At 73.4% G+C, this 16,706-nt stretch carries 15 protein-coding genes; 3 read left to right on the top strand and 12 right to left on the bottom strand.

Annotation, left to right across the window (positions count from 1 at the left end):
* Positions 1 to 109: 109 nt before the first annotated feature.
* Positions 110 to 2,170 (top strand): 4Fe-4S dicluster domain-containing protein, encoded by a 2,061-nt coding sequence (locus ACFQS7_RS13915; RefSeq protein ID WP_380067683.1) that lies wholly within the window; start codon positions 110 to 112, stop codon positions 2,168 to 2,170.
* Here ACFQS7_RS13915 and ACFQS7_RS13910 read toward each other — a convergent pair whose 3' ends face one another.
* From ACFQS7_RS13910 to ACFQS7_RS13865, 10 genes are all read right to left on the bottom strand, one after another.
* The gene (locus ACFQS7_RS13910) at positions 2,171 to 2,599 is read right to left on the bottom strand and encodes a GFA family protein (RefSeq protein ID WP_380067682.1); all 429 of its coding nucleotides are present in this window, start codon (positions 2,597 to 2,599) and stop codon (positions 2,171 to 2,173) included.
* A gap of 185 nt (positions 2,600 to 2,784) precedes the next feature.
* Positions 2,785 to 4,113 carry a dihydroorotase gene (locus tag ACFQS7_RS13905; RefSeq protein WP_380067681.1) on the bottom strand — a complete coding sequence of 443 codons (1,329 nt, stop codon included), beginning with the start codon at positions 4,111 to 4,113 and terminating at the stop codon, positions 2,785 to 2,787.
* 110 nt (positions 4,114 to 4,223) lie between these two features.
* Positions 4,224 to 4,367, bottom strand: a complete 144-nt coding sequence (locus ACFQS7_RS13900; RefSeq protein ID WP_380067680.1) for a hypothetical protein — start codon at positions 4,365 to 4,367, stop codon at positions 4,224 to 4,226.
* Positions 4,368 to 4,488: 121 nt separating this feature from the next.
* Positions 4,489 to 4,752, bottom strand: coding sequence for a glycine zipper domain-containing protein (locus ACFQS7_RS13895; RefSeq protein ID WP_380067679.1), 264 nt, complete (start codon positions 4,750 to 4,752; stop codon positions 4,489 to 4,491).
* 20 nt (positions 4,753 to 4,772) lie between these two features.
* Positions 4,773 to 5,210: a Rap1a/Tai family immunity protein gene (locus tag ACFQS7_RS13890; RefSeq protein ID WP_380067678.1), complete on the bottom strand. Its 438-nt coding sequence runs from the start codon at positions 5,208 to 5,210 to the stop codon at positions 4,773 to 4,775.
* A gap of 377 nt (positions 5,211 to 5,587) precedes the next feature.
* Positions 5,588 to 7,348, bottom strand: a complete 1,761-nt coding sequence (asnB, locus tag ACFQS7_RS13885; RefSeq protein ID WP_380067677.1) for an asparagine synthase (glutamine-hydrolyzing) — start codon at positions 7,346 to 7,348, stop codon at positions 5,588 to 5,590.
* Positions 7,348 to 8,364 carry a glycosyltransferase gene (locus ACFQS7_RS13880; RefSeq protein WP_380068019.1) on the bottom strand — a complete coding sequence of 339 codons (1,017 nt, stop codon included), beginning with the start codon at positions 8,362 to 8,364 and terminating at the stop codon, positions 7,348 to 7,350. Before ACFQS7_RS13880 ends, asnB begins: the two co-directional genes overlap by 1 nt.
* A 20-nt stretch (positions 8,365 to 8,384) precedes the next feature.
* Positions 8,385 to 9,401, bottom strand: a complete 1,017-nt coding sequence (locus ACFQS7_RS13875; RefSeq protein WP_380067676.1) for a glycosyltransferase — start codon at positions 9,399 to 9,401, stop codon at positions 8,385 to 8,387.
* On the bottom strand, positions 9,398 to 10,222 hold the full coding sequence (locus tag ACFQS7_RS13870) for a glycosyltransferase family 2 protein (RefSeq protein ID WP_380067675.1): 825 nt from the start codon (positions 10,220 to 10,222) through the stop codon (positions 9,398 to 9,400). Before ACFQS7_RS13870 ends, ACFQS7_RS13875 begins: the two co-directional genes overlap by 4 nt.
* Positions 10,219 to 11,187: a glycosyltransferase family 9 protein gene (locus tag ACFQS7_RS13865; RefSeq protein ID WP_380067674.1), complete on the bottom strand. Its 969-nt coding sequence runs from the start codon at positions 11,185 to 11,187 to the stop codon at positions 10,219 to 10,221. The genes ACFQS7_RS13870 and ACFQS7_RS13865 overlap by 4 nt, the downstream gene beginning before the upstream one ends.
* 29 nt (positions 11,188 to 11,216) lie before the next feature.
* Between ACFQS7_RS13865 and ACFQS7_RS13860 the strand changes: the two genes are divergently transcribed.
* Both ACFQS7_RS13860 and ACFQS7_RS13855 read left to right on the top strand, forming a co-directional pair.
* On the top strand, positions 11,217 to 12,080 hold the full coding sequence (locus tag ACFQS7_RS13860) for a YgfZ/GcvT domain-containing protein (protein ID WP_380067673.1): 864 nt from the start codon (positions 11,217 to 11,219) through the stop codon (positions 12,078 to 12,080).
* The gene (locus ACFQS7_RS13855) at positions 12,080 to 12,538 is read left to right on the top strand and encodes a methyltransferase family protein (RefSeq protein WP_380067672.1); all 459 of its coding nucleotides are present in this window, start codon (positions 12,080 to 12,082) and stop codon (positions 12,536 to 12,538) included. The genes ACFQS7_RS13860 and ACFQS7_RS13855 overlap by 1 nt, the downstream gene beginning before the upstream one ends.
* A 105-nt stretch (positions 12,539 to 12,643) precedes the next feature.
* Here the strand turns inward: ACFQS7_RS13855 and ACFQS7_RS13850 are convergent, their stop codons facing one another.
* On the bottom strand, positions 12,644 to 13,516 hold the full coding sequence (locus tag ACFQS7_RS13850) for an SDR family oxidoreductase (protein WP_380067671.1): 873 nt from the start codon (positions 13,514 to 13,516) through the stop codon (positions 12,644 to 12,646).
* A 474-nt stretch (positions 13,517 to 13,990) separates the two neighbouring features.
* On the bottom strand, positions 13,991 to 16,663 hold the full coding sequence (ppdK, locus tag ACFQS7_RS13845) for a pyruvate, phosphate dikinase (protein WP_380067670.1): 2,673 nt from the start codon (positions 16,661 to 16,663) through the stop codon (positions 13,991 to 13,993).
* Positions 16,664 to 16,706: the final 43 nt, after the last annotated feature.

Here is a 16,706-nt window from a genome sequence, read left to right as displayed (position 1 = left end):
GTCAGGATCGGGACGGCTCCGGGCCAAGGGTCGCAAGCGGCGGAAGCGCGGCATATATGCGCGCTGCCCCGCCGCGCCCAGGCGGCGCGCCCAGGAGAATGCGTTTCGGATGAGCGAGCGGGTCGGCCCCATTACCTTCGTCTGCAGCTGCGAGGACACGATGGTCCTCGACGCGCGGGCGCTCGCCCGCGGCTGCGCCGCCCGCGGCACCGAATTGCGCACCGCCGAGCAGCTCTGCCGCGCCCAGCTCGACCGTTTCCTCGGCGCGCTGGGGGAAGACCGCCCCGTCACCGTCGCCTGCACCCAGGAAGCGCCGCTGTTCGCGCAGGAGGCCGCGGCGGCCGGCAGCACCGCGCCGCTGGCCTTCGTCAATATCCGCGAACAGGCCGGCTGGGCGCGGGAGGGGGCGGCGGCCGGGCCGAAGATGGCCGGGCTGCTGGCCGCCGCCGCGGTGCCGCTGCCGCCCACCCCGCTGGTGCCGCTGCGGAGCGAGGGCGTCACCCTGGTGCTCGGCCGCGACGCCGGCGCCATCGCCGCGGCCGAGCGGCTGGCCGACCGGCTCGACCTGACGGTGCTGCTGACCGGGGTGGAGCCGGTCAGCCCGGCCCGGGCCGCGGCCTTCCCCGTGCTGCGCGGCCGGGCGCGGACGGCGACCGGCTGGCTGGGGAATTTCGATGTCGTCGTCGATGGCTATGCGGCGCCGAGCCCCGCCTCGCGCGAGGCCTACCGCTGGGGCCCGCCGCGCGATGGCGCGGCCAGCCGCTGCGACATCATCCTGGATCTCACCGGCGGGGCGCCGCTCTTCCCCACGCATGCGGTGCGGCAGGGCTACCTGCGGGCCGACCCGGGCGACCCGGCGGCGGTCGAGGCCGCCATCGCCGCGGCGGCCGGGCTGGTCGGCGAATTCGACAAGCCGCGCTTCGTCACCTTCGAGGCCGGCCTCTGCGCGCATGGCCGCAACAGGCGCACGGGATGCACCCGCTGCCTCGATTTGTGCCCCACCGGGGCGATCGCGCCGGGGAAGGACGGCGCGACGGGTCGCACCCTGGACCACGTCCTCATCTCCGCCGAGATCTGCGCCGGCTGCGGCGCCTGCGCCGCGGTCTGCCCGACCGGGGCCGTGACCTATGCGCTGCCGCCGCCGGCCACCACCCTCGCCCGGCTGCGCGCGCTGCTGCTGGGCTTCGCCGAGGCCGGCGGCCGTGACGCCGTGGTGCTGCTGCACGACGCGGCGCATGGGGAACCCCTGATCGACGCCCTGGCCCGGCATGGCGAGGGGCTGCCGGCCCGCGTCCTGCCGCTGCGGCTGAACGAGGTGGCGCAGGCCGACCTGGCGATCCTCGCCGCGGCCTTCGCCTGGGGCGCGGCCGGGGTGCGGGTGCTGCTGCCGGCCCGGCGCGGGCATGGGACGGAGGGGCTGTTCCGCAACCTGGATTACCTGGGCGCGGCGCTGGAGGGCCTCGGCCTGGCCGCCGCCCTGCCGCGCGCCGCGGCGGTCGAGACCGACGACCCCTTTACGCTGGGGGAGGCGCTGGCGCCGGCAATGGCGCTGCGCACCGGCTGGGCGGCGGCGCAATTCCTGCCGCTCGGGGCGCCGCGGGAGGTCGCGGTGCGGGCGCTGCGCGCGCTGCACCACCCGGCCGCCCCCGCGGTGGTGCCTATGCCGGCGCAGGCCCCCTTCGGCCTGGCCCGCGTCGCGGCCGGGGGCTGCACGCTCTGCCTCGCATGCACCATGGTTTGCCCGACCGGTGCCTTCTCCGCCAATCCGGAGACGCCCGAGCTGCGCTTCGTCGAGGACGCCTGTGTGCAATGCGGGCTCTGCGCCGCGACCTGCCCGGAGAAGGTGATCACCCTGGAGCCGCGACTGAATTTCGCCGCGGAAGCGGCGCAGCCGGTGGTGGTGAAGGCCGAGCCGCCGGCCCGCTGCACCATCTGCGCCAAGGCTTTCGGCACCCGCAGCAGCATCGACCGGGTGAAGGCCAGGCTGTCGGCCAGCGGCCACTGGATGTTCGCCGACCCGGCGCGGCTCGCGGTGCTGGAGATGTGCGAGGACTGCCGCGCCATCGAGGCGACCCGGTCCCAGGTGGACCCCTATGCCGGCCCGCCCCGGCCGGCGGTGAAGACCACCGAGGACTGGCTGCGCGAGGCAGCCAGCCGCCCGAAGGAATAGCTATTCCGGAACGGTCTCGCCCGAGCCGCCGAACTCGGCCGGGAAGTCCTTCAGCTTGGGCAGCCCGTCCCGGATCGGCAGCACGCTTTCGGAATAGTTCACGTGCACCACCGGGACGAAGGCCAGGTCGGGGATGGTGGCGGCGAAGACGTCCACCATCTGCAGCGGCGGATGCTGCGCCATCAGGTGGCCGCCGCACTTGCTGCAGAATTGCCGGTGGCTCATCTCGGTCTTGGCATAGGTCGCCAGGTGCTCGGCGCCCTTGGTCACCTTGACCGCGTCGGGCGACCAGAGGCTGAAGGCGTTCACCGGCCCGCCCGACCAGGACCGGCAGGACCGGCAATGGCAATAGCCCATGGCATTCGGCGCGCCGGTGACGCTGATCTCGATCGCACCGCAGAAGCAGGCGCCCGTGTAGGAACCGCTCATCGCATCATCCTCCCCTTCTTGGCTGGGGCGCAGCCTGCCCCAGGGCATGGCGGCGGCGAAAACACGGGGGCGCGAGAAGGCAAGGCCAGGGAGGCAGTATGCTCCCCGGACCCACCTCCATTTTTCTCGGTTGGCACCTGCCGCGTGGCGATGGGGAGGCGCTGTTTTCCTCCCCGCCCCCCCTGTCAGCCCCGCGCCTCGGCGAAGCGCACGCCCTGCCCGCGCGGCGCGCCGATCACCTCGTCCTCGCGCATCGCAACCGTCCCGCGCAGGATCGCCATCACCGGCCAGCCGGTGCAGGCATGGCCGGCGAAGGGCGTCCAGCCGCAGGGCGAGACGATCCAGCTTTCCTCGATGGTCCGCCGCTGCTTCATGTCGACGATGGTGAAGTCGGCATCGTAGCCGGCCGCCAGCCGCCCCTTGCCGGTGACGCCATAGACCCGCGCCGGGCCGGCGCACATCAGGTCCGCCAGCCGGGACAGCGACAGCCGCCCGGCGCTGACATGGTCGAGCATCAGCGGCACGATGGTCTGCACGCCGGTGAGCCCCGCGGCACAATCCGGCCAGGGGCGTTCCTTCGCCGCGCGGCTGTGCGGTGCGTGGTCGGAGCCCACCACGTCCACCGTGCCGTCGGCGACCGCCGCCCAGGCGGCGGCCATGTGCCGCGCGTCGCGGATCGGCGGGTTCATCACCGCATAGCCGCCGAGCCGGTCATAGGCCTCGTCGGTCTGGGTCAGGTGGTTGAGCAGCACCTCGACCGAGCAGACGTCGCGGAAATCCTTCAGGTAGCCGAGCTCCTCGGCGGTCGAGACGTGCAGGATATGCGCCGGCCGTTGCGTCTTCCGCGCCAGCGCCATGAGCCGCCGCGTGCCGAGGAAGGCGCATTCCACGTCGCGCCAGACCATGTGGTTGCGGTGCGGCATGCCGGAGGTGAATTCGGGCTTGCGCGCCTGCAGGCGGTATTCGTCCTCGGAATGGTAGGCGATGCGGCGCCGGCCGCTGCGCATCACGGCTTCCAGCGAGGCATCGTCCGCCACCAGCAGGTCGCCGGTGGAACTGCCGGCGAAGACTTTCACCGCGCAGACATTGGGCTGCAGTTCCAGCCCGGCCAGCTCGTCGATGTTCTTCATCGACGCCCCGACATAGATCCCGACATCGACCCAGGCGCGGCCCTCGAGGTAGCCGCGCTTCCAATCCAGCCGCTCCCGGTCGGTGATGCTGGGCGCGGTGTTCGGCATGTCGAAGACCGTGGTCAGGCCGCCCAGCAGCGCGCCGCGGGTGCCGTGCTCCAGGTCCTCCACCGCCGGGTCGCCCGGGTCGCGCAGGTGGACATGCGCGTCGATCAGCCCCGGCAGCACGTGCAGGCCGCGGCAATCGACCTCCTCCGCCGCCGCCGCGGTGCGCAGGTCGCCGAGTGCGGCGATGCGGCCATCCCGCACGCCAACATCGGTGGTCTCGACGCCCCAGGGCAGCACGCAGGCGCCGCCGCGCAGGATGAGGTCGTACTGGGTCATCGGGCGGGTTCCTCCTCGGGCCGGGTGCGGCGAGCCCTGCCTATAGCCCAGCCCGGTCGGCCGGCGAACCACCTCCCGGTCGCGCGATCCGCGGCCGGACCCCGGTGCGCCTAGCGGGTCTCGATGGTGAGGCGCCGCCCGCCGATGCTGACCTCGACGCCGCTGCGGTTCTGCTCCTGGTAGACCCAGTAGCCGGCGGCACCGAGCACGACGCAGGCCGCGCCGACCAGCAGGAACATCGTATTTTGCTTCATGGCTCTCGGTCCTGATGCAGGTCGTGCGGCGGATGACCCGTGGCGGCCAGGCCCCCTCGCCCCATGGCGCGCGGCGACGCCGGTCGCGTCGCCGCCAGGGCCAGGGGGGCCGGCGGCTGCCTCAGCCGCGGCGGCTGCGGCGCTGGTTGGCGTAGGCGGGCTGCTGCGACTGCTGCGACTGGTCGTACAGGTAGCCGCCGCCGCCGCCGACGCCGGCGCCGAGCAGCGCGCCGAGCCCCGCATTGCCGGTGAAGGAGCCCAGGACGCCGCCCACGGCGGCGCCGCCGAGCGCGCCGGTCGCGGTGCGCTGCTGCGTCTGGTTCAGGTCACCGCAGCCGGCGAGGCCGAGGCCGGCGAGCAGCAGGATGGCGGATTTCGGGCGCATGGCGATGGTCCTTGGCATGCTCAGCGGCCCGCCCGGTGGGCGCGGCGCGACGCGGCGTAGGGCGGGCAGGGAAAGGTCGATGCGGCCCAGCGCAGGAAGCCGTCCAGCGCCGGTTCGTGCCGGTGGGCCGGGTGGTCCTGCGCCCAGGCGGCGAAGGCGAGGCCGGATTCGGCCACGCTCGGCCCGGGCGAGGCGACGCAGTAGAGCGGCGCGGCCCGGCCGCCGGCCGGATGGGTCAGCGTGTGGTACTGGCCGGCGCTGGTCAGGAAGCCCTGGCAATAGGCGATGGCCTCCAGCCGCTCGATGCCGGACCAGGCCGGGTCGCAGACCGCCGCCAGGTCGGCCACGGTGCGCACATGGGTGACGACGTCCGGCCGGCCGGCATGGTGCGACCGCGGCTGTGCCGATGCCAAGGGCACGAGCAGGCAGGTGAAGGCCGCCGCAAGAAGGCTTCGCATGGTGTGATCCTTTGATGTGACGTGCGCCGCGATCCCAGGGTCGGGCCGCCGGGCATACTTGCTGCTGCGCCGCCATCTCCTGCTTTTGTATACATCTTATAGTTGAATTATGTCAGATAAATCCGCGCAGGTTCGAAATTTTCTTGCGCGGGGCGGGTTGGGATTGTGCTGGCTGGCGATGACCGCGGCGGCGCCGCGCTGCCGCGGCCGCCATGGGATGGCATCGGGTGGGCGGGCGGATCCGGGTCGCGCCGGCGGTAGGCATGGCGTCCCCACGCCGGTGACGCTTCGAGACGAGGGCCGCCAGGCTGTCGCCGCGGGGTGCCTCGCCCGCCTTCGCCGTGGCGGTTGCCGGGCGGCCGGCCCGCGCCGCCGCCCTACCGCGCCGCCAGCGCCGCGAACACGTCGCCCTCGGCCGGCCGCCCCTCGACATGCCGGCGGTGCCACAGCGCGTAGAACAGCAGGTGCCAGGCGGCGAAGCCCCTATGCTTGTCGCCGCCGGCATGGCGGAACAGCGACGCCACCCGGTCCGGCCGGGCGATCTCCGCCACCCCGGCCTGCGCCGCGACCAGCGGGCCGAGCCTGTCGCCGACCCGTTCGATCCAGGCGCCGACCGGCACGGTGAAGCCCTGCTTCGGGGCGAAAGGCTGGGCCGCCGGCAGGTGCCGCGCCAGCCACTGCCGCAGCAGCCACTTGCCGGTGTGGCCCTGCACCTTCAGCGCATCCGGCAGGCGGAAGGCGGCCGCCGCCACGCCGGCATCCAGCAGCGGGGTGCGGCCCTCGATGCCATGCGCCATCAGGCAGCGGTCGAGCTTGATCAGCAGGTCGTTCGGCAGCCAGTCGGCGATGTCGAGCGCCTGCGCCGCCTGCAGCCGGGTCCGCCCGGCCGAGGCCGCCGCCGTTTCCGCCGCGCCGATGCCATCGCGCCAGCCGGTCGGCGGCGCGCGCAGGACATCCACGCGGTCGAAGCTGCCATGCGCGCGCGGCGCCTTGCCGCCCAGCCACCAGGGCCGCATCGCCGCGCGGTAGCGGCCGTAGCCGCCGAACAGCTCGTCGCCGCCCTCGCCGGACAGCACCACCTTGACCTCCTGCCGCGCCCGCTGCGCCAGGAACCAGGTGGGGATGATGGCATAGTCGGCCGCCGGGTCGTCCATGGCGGCCACGATCCTCGGCAACTCGCGCCAGACCATGGCTTCGGTGACGGCGACGGTGACGTGCTTCGCGCCGACCGATGCCGCGAGCGCCGCGGCCTGGGCGCGTTCGTCGGCCGCGCCGGGGACGTCGAAGCCGGCGGTGAAGGCCAGCACGGGGCGGTCGTTCAGCCGCGCCATCATCGCCAGCACGGTGGCGCTGTCGATGCCGCCCGAGAGGAACATGCCGTAGGGCACGTCGCTGCGCTGGTGCAGCGCGACGCTCTCCTCCAGCGCCGCGTCGAGCCGCGCCAGCGCCGCCTCGGCGCCGATGCTTTCCGGCCCGCCCTCCGGCAGCGCGGCGCGGCGGCGGCGCTCGGCGATGGCGCCGTCGGCGACGACGATGGTCTCGCCGGGCAGGACGCGGGTGATGCCCTCGAAGATGGTCTCGGCGCCGGTGGTGAACTGCAATTGCAGCAGCTCGGCCAGCGCCGCGGCGCGCACGCGCGGCTTGACCAGCCCGGCGGCGATCAATGCCTGGGGTTCGGAGGCGAAGGCGATGCCGCCCGGCACCTCCGCGGTATAGAGCGGCTTGATGCCGAAGGGATCGCGGGCGAGGACCACCTGCCGCGCCGCGCGGTCGGTGAGCGCGATGGCGTACATGCCGCGCAGCCCCTCGGCGAAGCCGATGCCGTCGCGCCGCCACAGGTGCAGCGGCGGCTCGCAGTCGCTGCCGGTGGCGCAGCGCAGCTGGTTGGCCTCGCGCAGCTCTCGGTAGTTGTAGACCTCGCCGTTGGCGACCAGCGCCGCCGCGCCGGCGAACAGCGGCTGGTCCCCGGTGACGAGATCGATGATCGCCAGGCGGGTATGGGCGAGCGCCACGTTGCCCGCGACATGGTGGCCGGCGCCGTCCGGGCCGCGATGCGCCAGCGCCCGGGTCAGGGCTTCCAGCGTGGCGCTGTCGGGGGTCAGCCCCTGGCGCAAGGCGAGGCCGGCCAGGCCGCACATCAGCGCGGCTCCACGCTGGCCAGGAATTCGCGCCAGCGGGCGAGGACCGGCGCCTCGGCATGGGCACGTTCGAATTCGGCGCGGCCGGCGGCGGCGAGGCCGGCGGCGCGGGCGGGTTCGTCCAGCAGCCCGGCGATGGCGGCGGCCAGCGCCGCGGGGTTCTCCTTCGGCACCAGCAATCCGGTCTCCCCTTCCCTGATCAGCTCGACCGGCCCCTGCGCCGCGGCGGCGACCACCGGGCGGGCGGCGGACCAGGCTTCCAGCACCACGTTGCCCAGGGGTTCATGCCGCGACGGGCAGACGAAGATGTCGCAGGCGGCCAGCAGCGCCCCGGTATCCTGCCGCCAGCCGAGGAAGGCGACGCGCCCCGCCACGCCCAATTCCGCCGCCAGCCGTTCCAGCGCGGCGCGTTCCGGCCCCTCGCCGGCCAGCGACAGATGCGCGCCGGGCAGGAGGGCCAAGGCCCGCAGCAGCACGTCGAAGGCCTTGTTGGCATGCAGCCGGCCGAGTGCCAGGAGCCTCGGCGCCCCTACTGGCGCAGGCAGCGCGGCAGCCGGGATGCCGGCGAAGTCATGGGCGAAATTCGGGACGTGGTGGGCACGTGCCGCCGGCCAGCCCTGGCCGGCGATCCAGTCGCGCAGGTCGCGCGTGTTGCCGACCAGATGGTCGCAATGGCGGTAGTATTTCAGGTCGTAGTAGCCGCCGAGCCGTCCGACCAGCGCCCAGGGCGCGCCGCGCCGCTTCACCGCGCCGGCATACCGCCCCGCCCGGTTGGCCCAGGCCACCACCACGCGCGGAGCGAAGCCGGCCAGCACCCGGCCGAGCCGCGGTCGCGTCACCAGGTCGAAATACCCGCCCATGGGGAGCTCGACCGGCTCCACCCCGCCATCCCGCAACCGCTGCGTCCGTCCCGCATCCTGCCGGATCACCGCAAGCACCTCCTCGCCCGCCGCAGCCTGGGCCAGGACGAGGCGTTCGTAGAAGGCCTCGGCGCCGCCCATCGCCGCGCCGGCCATCACATGCGCGATGCGGAGCCTCACGCGAGGGCCTCGAAGCGGGCGGCGACGGCGTCCCAATCCGGGCCGGGGCCGCGGGCCAGGGCGACCTGGTGCATGGCCTGCCAGGCGGCATCGTCCGACAGCAGGCGGATGGCGGCCGCGGCCGCGGCGGCGTCGCTGCGGGCGACCACGCCTGTCGCGCCATCCGCCACCCGCTCCGCCACCGCGCCGAGCGGCGTCACCACCGCGGGCAGGCCGGTCGCCTGGGCCTCGGCCAGGGCCAGGCAGAAGGTCTCGCCGGGATCGCCGCGGTAGAGCATCAGGCGGGCCTCGCTGAGCCGGGCCGCGAGGAGCGGCCGCGGCAGGGGGTCGAAGACGCGCACGCCCTGGTCTTCCATGCCGGCGGCCCGGGCCAGCACCGGCGCCGCGCGCACGGCCAGGCGCGCATCCCCGCCATAGGTGGCGGCCCCGGTGTAGAGGTGCAACTCGGCCGGCGGCAGGCCCGGGTGGATGCGCGTGGCCCAGAGGTCGAGCAGCCAATCCAGCCCGCGCAGCGGGTTGGAGGCGAAGATGGCGATCGGGGGGGGCGGCGAACGCACGGGAAAGGGCCCGTCGAAGGGCGGCGCCAGGGCCAGCGGGATCTCGACGGGCCGGAACGGCAGCCAGGGCGGCAGGCTGGCGGAATGCGACGCGCCCAGGGTGACGATGCACGGCCAGGCGGCCAGCAGCGGGACCAGGTGCCGCGGCTTGCGCAGGTAGTTGGCCGGGTTGTGCAGCCACATCACGCGCCGCCCGGCCGGCAGGGCGCGGAACAGCCGCGGCAGGCGGTTGGCGATGACGAGGTCGGCGGGCGGCCCGCCTTTCGCCAGCGGTGCCCAGAGCAGCCCGTCGCGCGCCTCGGCGGGGTCGGTCCCGGCGCGCAGTTCCACCGCATGCCCGCGCCGGACGAAGGCCGCGGCGAGCAGGGCGAAGGCGGTCTCGACCCCGCCCAGTGGCCGGTCGCCCAGCACGCCGGCGCCGAGGCGCGGACCTTCCGTCGCCAGGACGACCCTCACCCCTGCGGCGTCGGCTGGTGCCGCTCCGGCTCCAGCCTGGCCTTGAGGTGGGACAGCAGCGGGAAGAGCCCGGCGCAGAGCGCGATCAGCAGGCCCCAGCCGCCTTCCCGGTAGCCCTTGCGGCCGACATAGCATTTGACGATGCGGGAGACGCAGCGCCGCAGGTTGTCGGGCAACGAGCCGATCTGCCCCGCCGCCAGCATATCCGCCGCCTTGGCCGAGGAATACTTGTCGAGCCGTCGCAGCATGTCGGAGATGTCGCGGTCGAGCTCGTGCCGGATGCCGTGCGCGGTGATCCGCTCGCCCTCGGTGCCGGTCCAGTCGAGCCCGGGATGCACCCGCTGGCCGCGCCAGTGCTTGGCGCCGCGGCGGAACAGGATGGGCTTCAGCGTGGTGCCGAAGCTGCCGCCCCAGCCGTGCAGGATCAGCCGGTCGCCGACATGGTTGTCGATGCGGATGCGGTGGAAGGCGTGCGGCGAGGCGGCGACCACGCGGCGGATCTCGGCCCAGAGCCCGGACGGCACATGCTCGTCGGCGTCCACCTCGAGGATCCAGTCGCCGGTGCAGGCGGCGATGCCGGCGTTGCGGCGTTCGCCCTCCAGCTCCCAGCCGCCTTCCAGCAGCAGGGCGCCATGGGCGCGGGCGATATCGGCGCTGGCATCGGTGCTGCGGTCGAGCACGACGACGACCTCGTCCGCCGCGGCCAGGGTGGCGAGGCAGGCCGGCAGCCGCGCTGCCTCGTTGCGCGCGACCACCAGGGCGGAGATGCGGGGAGCGCCCGGCCGCGCCACGGCGGCCGGCACCGGGACCGTGGCGCTCACGCCGGCACCTTCGCCGCCAGCAGCCGCTCCGCCGCCGCCAGCGCCGTCTCCAGCGTCAGGCCGGGCATGCTGTCGAGGCCGGGGCTGCCAGGGGCCACCGCCGTCGCGGTGCGGCGCCCGGCCGGGGCATAGGCCTCGACCGGCGAGGGACCGAAGAGGCCGAGCGTCGGCGTCCCCGTCGCCGCCGAGAGGTGCATCAGGCCGCTGTCGTTGCCGACGAAGAGCGCGCAGCGCGCCAGCACCGCGGCGACCTCGGGCAGGGAGAGCCCGCCGACCAGGTCCACCGCCGCCTCGCCGAGTGCGGCCAGCACGGGTGCCGCCATGGCGCGTTCCTGTGCCCCCGGGCCGCCGAGGATGGCGGCCCGCGCCCCTTCCAGCGGCGCGCCCGGCGCGGTCAGCGCGCGGTACAGCGCCACGAAGCGGTCCGCCGGCCAGACCTTGCGGTCCCAATTGGCGGTCGGGCCGAGGCCGATCCAGATTCCGTCGCCGGGCAGCAGCGCCGCCGCCCGGGCGCGCTCCGCCGGGCCGAACCAGGCGACCGGCAAGGGCGGCGGGTCGAGCCCCAGCAGCGCGCCCAGATGCGCCAGCCGGTGCCCCGGCTGCCGCCCGCCGCGCATCACGTAGCGCCGCTTCGCCCGCACCAGCCAGGAGAACGCCGAGCCCCGCAGGTCGACGACGATGTCCCAGCGCTGCCCGGCCACCTGGCGCCACAGCTCCCACCAATGCGCCCGGAAGCGGCGCTTGGTCAGCACGATGGTCCAGGCCCGGCTGGGCATGCGGGCGAAGACGCCCTCGGCCACGGGGCCGCAGGCCACCACCACCTTGGCGTGGGGGTGGGTCCGGATCAGGTGGTCCAGCAGCCCGGTCGACAGCACGGCGTCGCCGATCCGGGTGGACGTGATGAAGAGGATGCGCACGGCGCCGCGCGTGTAGCATGCCGCGTCGCGTTCGGGGACCCGTTGCACGGCGGCCCCCTCTCGCCCAAGTGGAAGCCATGCCGATAGCGTATCTGCCCGGACGGGGCATGGTGGAGGTGACGGGCGAGGACCGCACCGGCTTCCTCCAGGGCTTGGTCACCAACGACGTCGCCGGGGCCACGCCCCCATCCCCTGCGGCCGAGCCGCAGGGATCCCAGAGGCTTGGCACGGCGGTCTTCGCCGCATTGCTCTCGCCGCAGGGCAAGTGGCTGGCGGAATTCTTCATCCTGGCCGATGGCGACCGGCTGCTGCTGGACTGCGAGGCGGCGCAGGCGGCGATGCTGGCGCAGAAGCTGGCGCGCTTCCGGCTGCGCTCGAAGGTCTCGGTGCGCGACGCCTCGGCCGAATTCGCGGTGCATGCCGGCTGGGGCGGCGCCGCGGTCCCCGCCGGCACCATCGCCGCGCCCGATCCGCGGCTGCCGGAGGCCGGCTGGCGTGCCCTGGCACCGGCGCCCGTGGCCGCCGACGCGACGCCCGAGGACTGGGACCGCCACCGCCTGGCGCTCGGCCTGCCGGACGGCACGCGCGACCTGGTGGCCGAGCAGACCGTGCTGCTCGAGGCCGGCTACGACGACCTGCACGGCGTGTCATGGACCAAGGGCTGCTACATGGGCCAGGAGCTGACCGCGCGGACCAAGTATCGCGGCCTGCTGAAGCGCCGGCTGGTGCCGGTCGCGGTGGAGGGGCCGCTGCCCGCGCCCGGCACCAAGGTCTTTGCCGATGGGACGGAGGTCGGCGAGATGCGCTCCGGCCGCGACGGGATGGGCATCGCGCAGCTGCGGCTGGAAGCGCTGGATGGCCGGAGGCTTTCCTGTGGCGAGGCGATGCTGACGCCGCGCATCCCCGGCTGGATGGCGCTGCCGGCACGCGAGCGCGCCTGATGGCCGCCGATCATGGCCCCGGCGTCCGGGTGCCGCCGCCGATCCTGGTTGGGCTGCCGGTCGGGATCGGCTGGCTGCTGCATCGCGCCGCGCCGGTGCCGGTCAGCACGCCGGCGCCGAACCTGGCGGCGCTGCTGATGGCGCTGGGCATGGCGCTGTCGGTCTGGACGGTGGTGACCATGGTCCGCGCCGGCACCGACCCGCGGCCGGACAAGCCCGACAAGGCGCTGCTGGAACGCGGGCCGTTCCGGTTCAGCCGCAACCCGATCTACCTGGGCTTCCTCGCGGTCGCTGCCGGCTTCGCGTTGCACTGGGGCGACCTGTGGCCCTGGCTGGCGCTGCTGGTCTGCTTCGCGGTGCTGGACCGGCATGTGGTGGCGCGGGAGGAGACCTACCTGCGGGCGCGGTTCGGGGCGCCATATCTGGAGTATCTGGGTCGGGTGCGGCGGTGGATCTGAGGAAGTGAGGCCGGCGCGTGCCGCGCGGCAGGTGCCGGACTCCCAGGAACGGAGGCGGGTTGGACGCATGCGTCCCACGGGAGGATGCTTCCTCCCTGGCCTTTGCTACCCGTTCACCACCGCCCCGCCATTCGGGTGCAGCGTCTGCCCGTTGATGTAGGAACTGTCGCTCTCCGCCGCGAGGAAGATGTAGCAGGGTGCCACCTCGTCCGGCTGGCCGGCGCGGCCCATCCCGGCGCTCTCGCCGTGCCTGGCGGTCTTTTCCGCATCGAAGCTGGCCGGGATCAGCGGCGTCCAGATCGGCCCCGGCGCCACCGCGTTCACCCGGATGCGCTTCTGCTCCCACAGCGCCTGCGACAGGCTGCGGGTGAAGGCCAGGATGGCGCCCTTGGTGCTGGCATAGTCGATCAGTTGCGGGCTGCCCTTGAAGGCGGTGATCGAGGTGGTGTTGATGATCGCGCTGCCCGCCGGCATGTGCTTCAGCGCCGCCTTGGTCACCCAGAACATGCCGAGGATGTTGGTGCGGAAGGTGCGCTCCACTTGGGCTTCCTCGATCTGCGCGAAATCCTCGCAGACATGCTGCTCGGCGGCGTTGTTGACCAGGATGTCGATGCGGCCGCCGAGGCCCGAGGCCGCCTCGTCCACCGCCCGGGCCGCGAAGCCGGCATCGCCGATGTCGCCGGCGATGGTCAGGCAGCGGCGCCCGGCGGCCTCGACCAGGCGCTTCGTCTCGGCGGCGTCCTCGTGCTCGTCGAAGTAGAGCACGGCGACGTCGGCGCCCTCCTTGGCGAAGCCGATGGCGACCGCGCGGCCGATGCCGCTGTCGCCGCCGGTGACGAGGGCGGTCTTGCCGGCCAGCTTGCCGCTGGGCTTCCAATTCTCCATGCGGCCTTGCGGCTGCGGGTCCATCGCGGCCTCGGAGCCCGGCTGGTGGTCCTGGTGCTGCGGCGGCTGCGGGGTCTGCTGGTCGTCCGGCATGCTGGTGTCTCCCGTGTGCCGGAGCCAACGGGAGGCGGGCCGCGGGAGTTGCCCGTGTGGCGCGGAACGAGGGCAAGGCCAGGGAGGCCTTGCCGCGCGGCGGGTGCCGGACCCGGAAAGGGGAACGGTGGGGCCTGGGGAGGGAAACATTTTTCCCTCCCCGGCCTTCGGCGCGTCACCTCCGGCACCAGCCGCCTGCCCTCCAGCCGCGGCGCGGTCAGCACCCCGTCCAGCACCGCCGGGCGCCACCTCCACTGCCGCGCCGTCGGCCCGGGCAAGCCGCAGGGCGAGGCGCGCGCGCTGATCAAGGCGAGGCCATGCTGGACGCCGAAGACCAGGACGCCGCCGATGAAGGCGCCGCGCGGCGGCCCCGATGCCGCGCCAGGCGGCGCAGCCGCAGCATGTCGAATCCCGGAAAGGCCGCCCCCGGCGCGGTGCGACTGCCGCGCCGGGGTCATCGGCACTTCGGGGCGACTATGCCGTGCGGTCGCTGCCGCCGCCGGTCAGCGCGGCCTGCGCCGCGGCCAGCCGCGCCACCGGCACGCGGTAGGGCGAGCAGGAGACGTAGTCGAGCCCGGCTTCCTCGCAGAACTGGATCGAGGCCGGGTCGCCGCCATGCTCGCCGCAGATGCCGAGCTTGAGGTCGGGCTTCACCGAGCGGCCCTTCTCCTTGGCGATCTTCACCAGCGCGCCGACGCCCTCGGGGTCGATGGAGACGAAGGGGTCCTTCGGCAGGATGCCCTTGTCGACATAGAGCGGCAGGAACTTGCCGGCATCGTCGCGCGACAGGCCGAAGACGGTCTGGGTCAGGTCGTTGGTGCCGAAGCTGAAGAAGTCGCCGACCTCGGCGATCTTGTCCGCGGTCAGGCAGGCGCGCGGCAGCTCGATCATCGTGCCGACATAGTATTCGATCGTCGTGCCGGTCTCGGCGAAGACCTCCTTGGCGATCTTGTCGACCTGGGCGCGGGTGATCTCCAGCTCGCGCCGGGTGGCGACCAGCGGGATCATGATCTCCGGCACCGGGGCGGCGCCGCTCTCCTTCGCCACGGCGACCGCCGCCTCGAAGATGGCGCGGGCCTGCATCTCGTAGATCTCGGGGTAGGAGATGCCGAGCCGGCAGCCGCGATGGCCGAGCATCGGGTTGGCCTCGGCCAGGTCGGCGGCGCGGCGCTGCATGGCCGCGACGTCGGCGCCGAGCTGTTCCGCCAGCTCGGCGATCTCGGCATCGCCATGCGGCAGGAATTCGTGCAGCGGCGGATCCAGCAGGCGGATCGTCACCGGCAGGCCCACCATGATCCGGAACAGCTCCGAGAAGTCCTGGCGCTGGAAGGGCAGCAGGCGGGCGAGGGCCTCGCGCCGGCCGCGCTCGGTCTCCGACAGGATCATCTGCCGCACCGCGCCGATCCGCGCCGGGTCGAAGAACATGTGCTCGGTGCGGCAGAGCCCGATGCCCTCGGCGCCGAACTTGCGGGCGGTGTCGGCATCCAGCGGGGTTTCCGCATTGGCCCGCACCTTCAGGCGGCGGACCTTGTCGGCCCATTCCATCAGCGTGGCGAAGTCGCCCGAGAGCTGCGGCTCGACCATCGCCACGGTGCCGATGAAGATCTCGCCCGTCGCGCCATCCAGCGTGATGGTCTCGCCGCCGCGGACGATCTGGCCGCCAGCGGCCAGAGCCTGGGCGCCGTAGTCGATGGTGACGCCGCCGGCGCCGGCGACGCAGGGCCGGCCCATGCCGCGGGCGACCACCGCCGCGTGGCTGGTCATGCCGCCGCGGGTGGTCAGCACGCCCTTGGCGGCGTGCATGCCGTGGATGTCCTCCGGGCTGGTCTCGATGCGGACCAGGATGACCGATTCGCCCTTGGCGGCACGCGCCTCGGCCTCATCCGCCGAGAACACGACGATGCCGCAGGCCGCACCGGGAGAGGCCGGCAGGCCCTTGCTCAGCAGCTTGCGCGGTGCCTTGGGGTCGAGCGTCGGGTGCAGCAGCTGGTCGAGCGCCGAGGGGTTCACCCGCTTGATGGCCTCGGTCTCGGTGATCAGGCCCTCGCGCGCCATGTCGACCGCGATCTTGAGGCTGGCCGCCGCCGTGCGCTTCCCGTTGCGGGTCTGCAGCATGTACAGCTTGTTCTGCTGCACGGTGAACTCGATGTCCTGCATGTCCGTGTAGTGTTGCTCGAGCTTCGCACGGACCGCGACGAGCTCCTGGTAGGCGGCCGGCATGGCGACTTCCATGCTGGTCTCGTGCGGCTTGGCCTTGAGCTGGGCCATCGGCTGCGGCGTGCGGATGCCGGCGACGACGTCCTCGCCCTGCGCGTTGATCAGGTATTCGCCGTAGAAGATGTTCTCGCCCGTGCTGGGGTCGCGGGTGAAGCAGACGCCGGTCGCGCAGTCCTGGCCCATGTTGCCGAAGACCATGGCCTGGACGTTGACCGCAGTGCCCCAATTGGCCGGGATGTCGTGCAGCCGGCGGTAGGTATTGGCCCGGGCGTTCATCCAGGACCCGAAGACGGCACCGATCGCACCCCAGAGCTGCGCAGTGGGGTCCTGCGGGAAGGGCTCGCCCTGCACCTCGGCCACCATCGCCTTGTAGCCATCGACCACGCTCCGCCAGTCCTGCGCGGTCAGGTCGGTGTCCTCGACGATGCCGCGCCCGAGCTTCACGTGCTCGATGATCTCCTCGAAGCGGTGGTGGTCGACGCCCATGACCACGCTGCCATACATCTGGATGAAGCGGCGGTAGCTGTCCCAGGCGAAGCGCGGGTCGCCGGAGGCGGTGGCGAGGCCTTCCACCGTCTGGTCGTTCAGGCCGAGGTTGAGGACGGTATCCATCATCCCGGGCATCGAGACCCGGGCGCCGGAGCGGACGGAGACCAGCAGGGGCTTCTGGGTATCGCCGAATTTGTTGCCGACCGCGGCCTCGATCAGCCCCAGCGCGGCGCCGACCTGATCGCGCAGCTCGGGCGGGTACTGCTTCTGGTGGTCGTAGTAGTAGGTGCAGACCTCGGTGGTGATGGTGAAGCCGGGGGGCACGGGCAGGCCGATGCTGGCCATCTCGGCCAGGTTGGCGCCCTTGCCCCCCAGCAGGTTGCGCATCTCCGCCTTGCCTTCATTATGGCCGGCGCCGAAGCTGTAGACCCACTTGCTCATCGGCGATGTTCCCCTTGGCTACCGGATGGCTGGCCGTTCGCTG

The organism is Dankookia sp. GCM10030260 (genome assembly GCF_042666655.1).
Taxonomy (GTDB): domain Bacteria; phylum Pseudomonadota; class Alphaproteobacteria; order Acetobacterales; family Acetobacteraceae; genus Paracraurococcus.
This window is presented reverse-complemented; position numbering and strand designations above follow the sequence as displayed.

What these genes read in the sequence shown, in the direction of transcription:
- ACFQS7_RS13915 (WP_380067683.1), top strand. Translation starts at nt 110, where the DNA reads ATGAGCGAGCGGGTCGGCCCCATTACCTTCGTCTGCAGCTGCGAGGAC.
- ACFQS7_RS13910 (WP_380067682.1), bottom strand. Translation starts at nt 2,599, where the DNA reads ATGAGCGGTTCCTACACGGGCGCCTGCTTCTGCGGTGCGATCGAGATC.
- ACFQS7_RS13905 (WP_380067681.1), bottom strand. Translation starts at nt 4,113, where the DNA reads ATGACCCAGTACGACCTCATCCTGCGCGGCGGCGCCTGCGTGCTGCCC.
- ACFQS7_RS13900 (WP_380067680.1), bottom strand. Translation starts at nt 4,367, where the DNA reads ATGAAGCAAAATACGATGTTCCTGCTGGTCGGCGCGGCCTGCGTCGTG.
- ACFQS7_RS13895 (WP_380067679.1), bottom strand. Translation starts at nt 4,752, where the DNA reads ATGCGCCCGAAATCCGCCATCCTGCTGCTCGCCGGCCTCGGCCTCGCC.
- ACFQS7_RS13890 (WP_380067678.1), bottom strand. Translation starts at nt 5,210, where the DNA reads ATGCGAAGCCTTCTTGCGGCGGCCTTCACCTGCCTGCTCGTGCCCTTG.
- asnB (WP_380067677.1), bottom strand. Translation starts at nt 7,348, where the DNA reads ATGTGCGGCCTGGCCGGCCTCGCCTTGCGCCAGGGGCTGACCCCCGAC.
- ACFQS7_RS13880 (WP_380068019.1), bottom strand. Translation starts at nt 8,364, where the DNA reads ATGGCCGGCGCGGCGATGGGCGGCGCCGAGGCCTTCTACGAACGCCTC.
- ACFQS7_RS13860 (WP_380067673.1), top strand. Translation starts at nt 11,217, where the DNA reads ATGCCGATAGCGTATCTGCCCGGACGGGGCATGGTGGAGGTGACGGGC.
- ACFQS7_RS13855 (WP_380067672.1), top strand. Translation starts at nt 12,080, where the DNA reads ATGGCCGCCGATCATGGCCCCGGCGTCCGGGTGCCGCCGCCGATCCTG.
- ACFQS7_RS13850 (WP_380067671.1), bottom strand. Translation starts at nt 13,516, where the DNA reads ATGCCGGACGACCAGCAGACCCCGCAGCCGCCGCAGCACCAGGACCAC.
- ppdK (WP_380067670.1), bottom strand. Translation starts at nt 16,663, where the DNA reads ATGAGCAAGTGGGTCTACAGCTTCGGCGCCGGCCATAATGAAGGCAAG.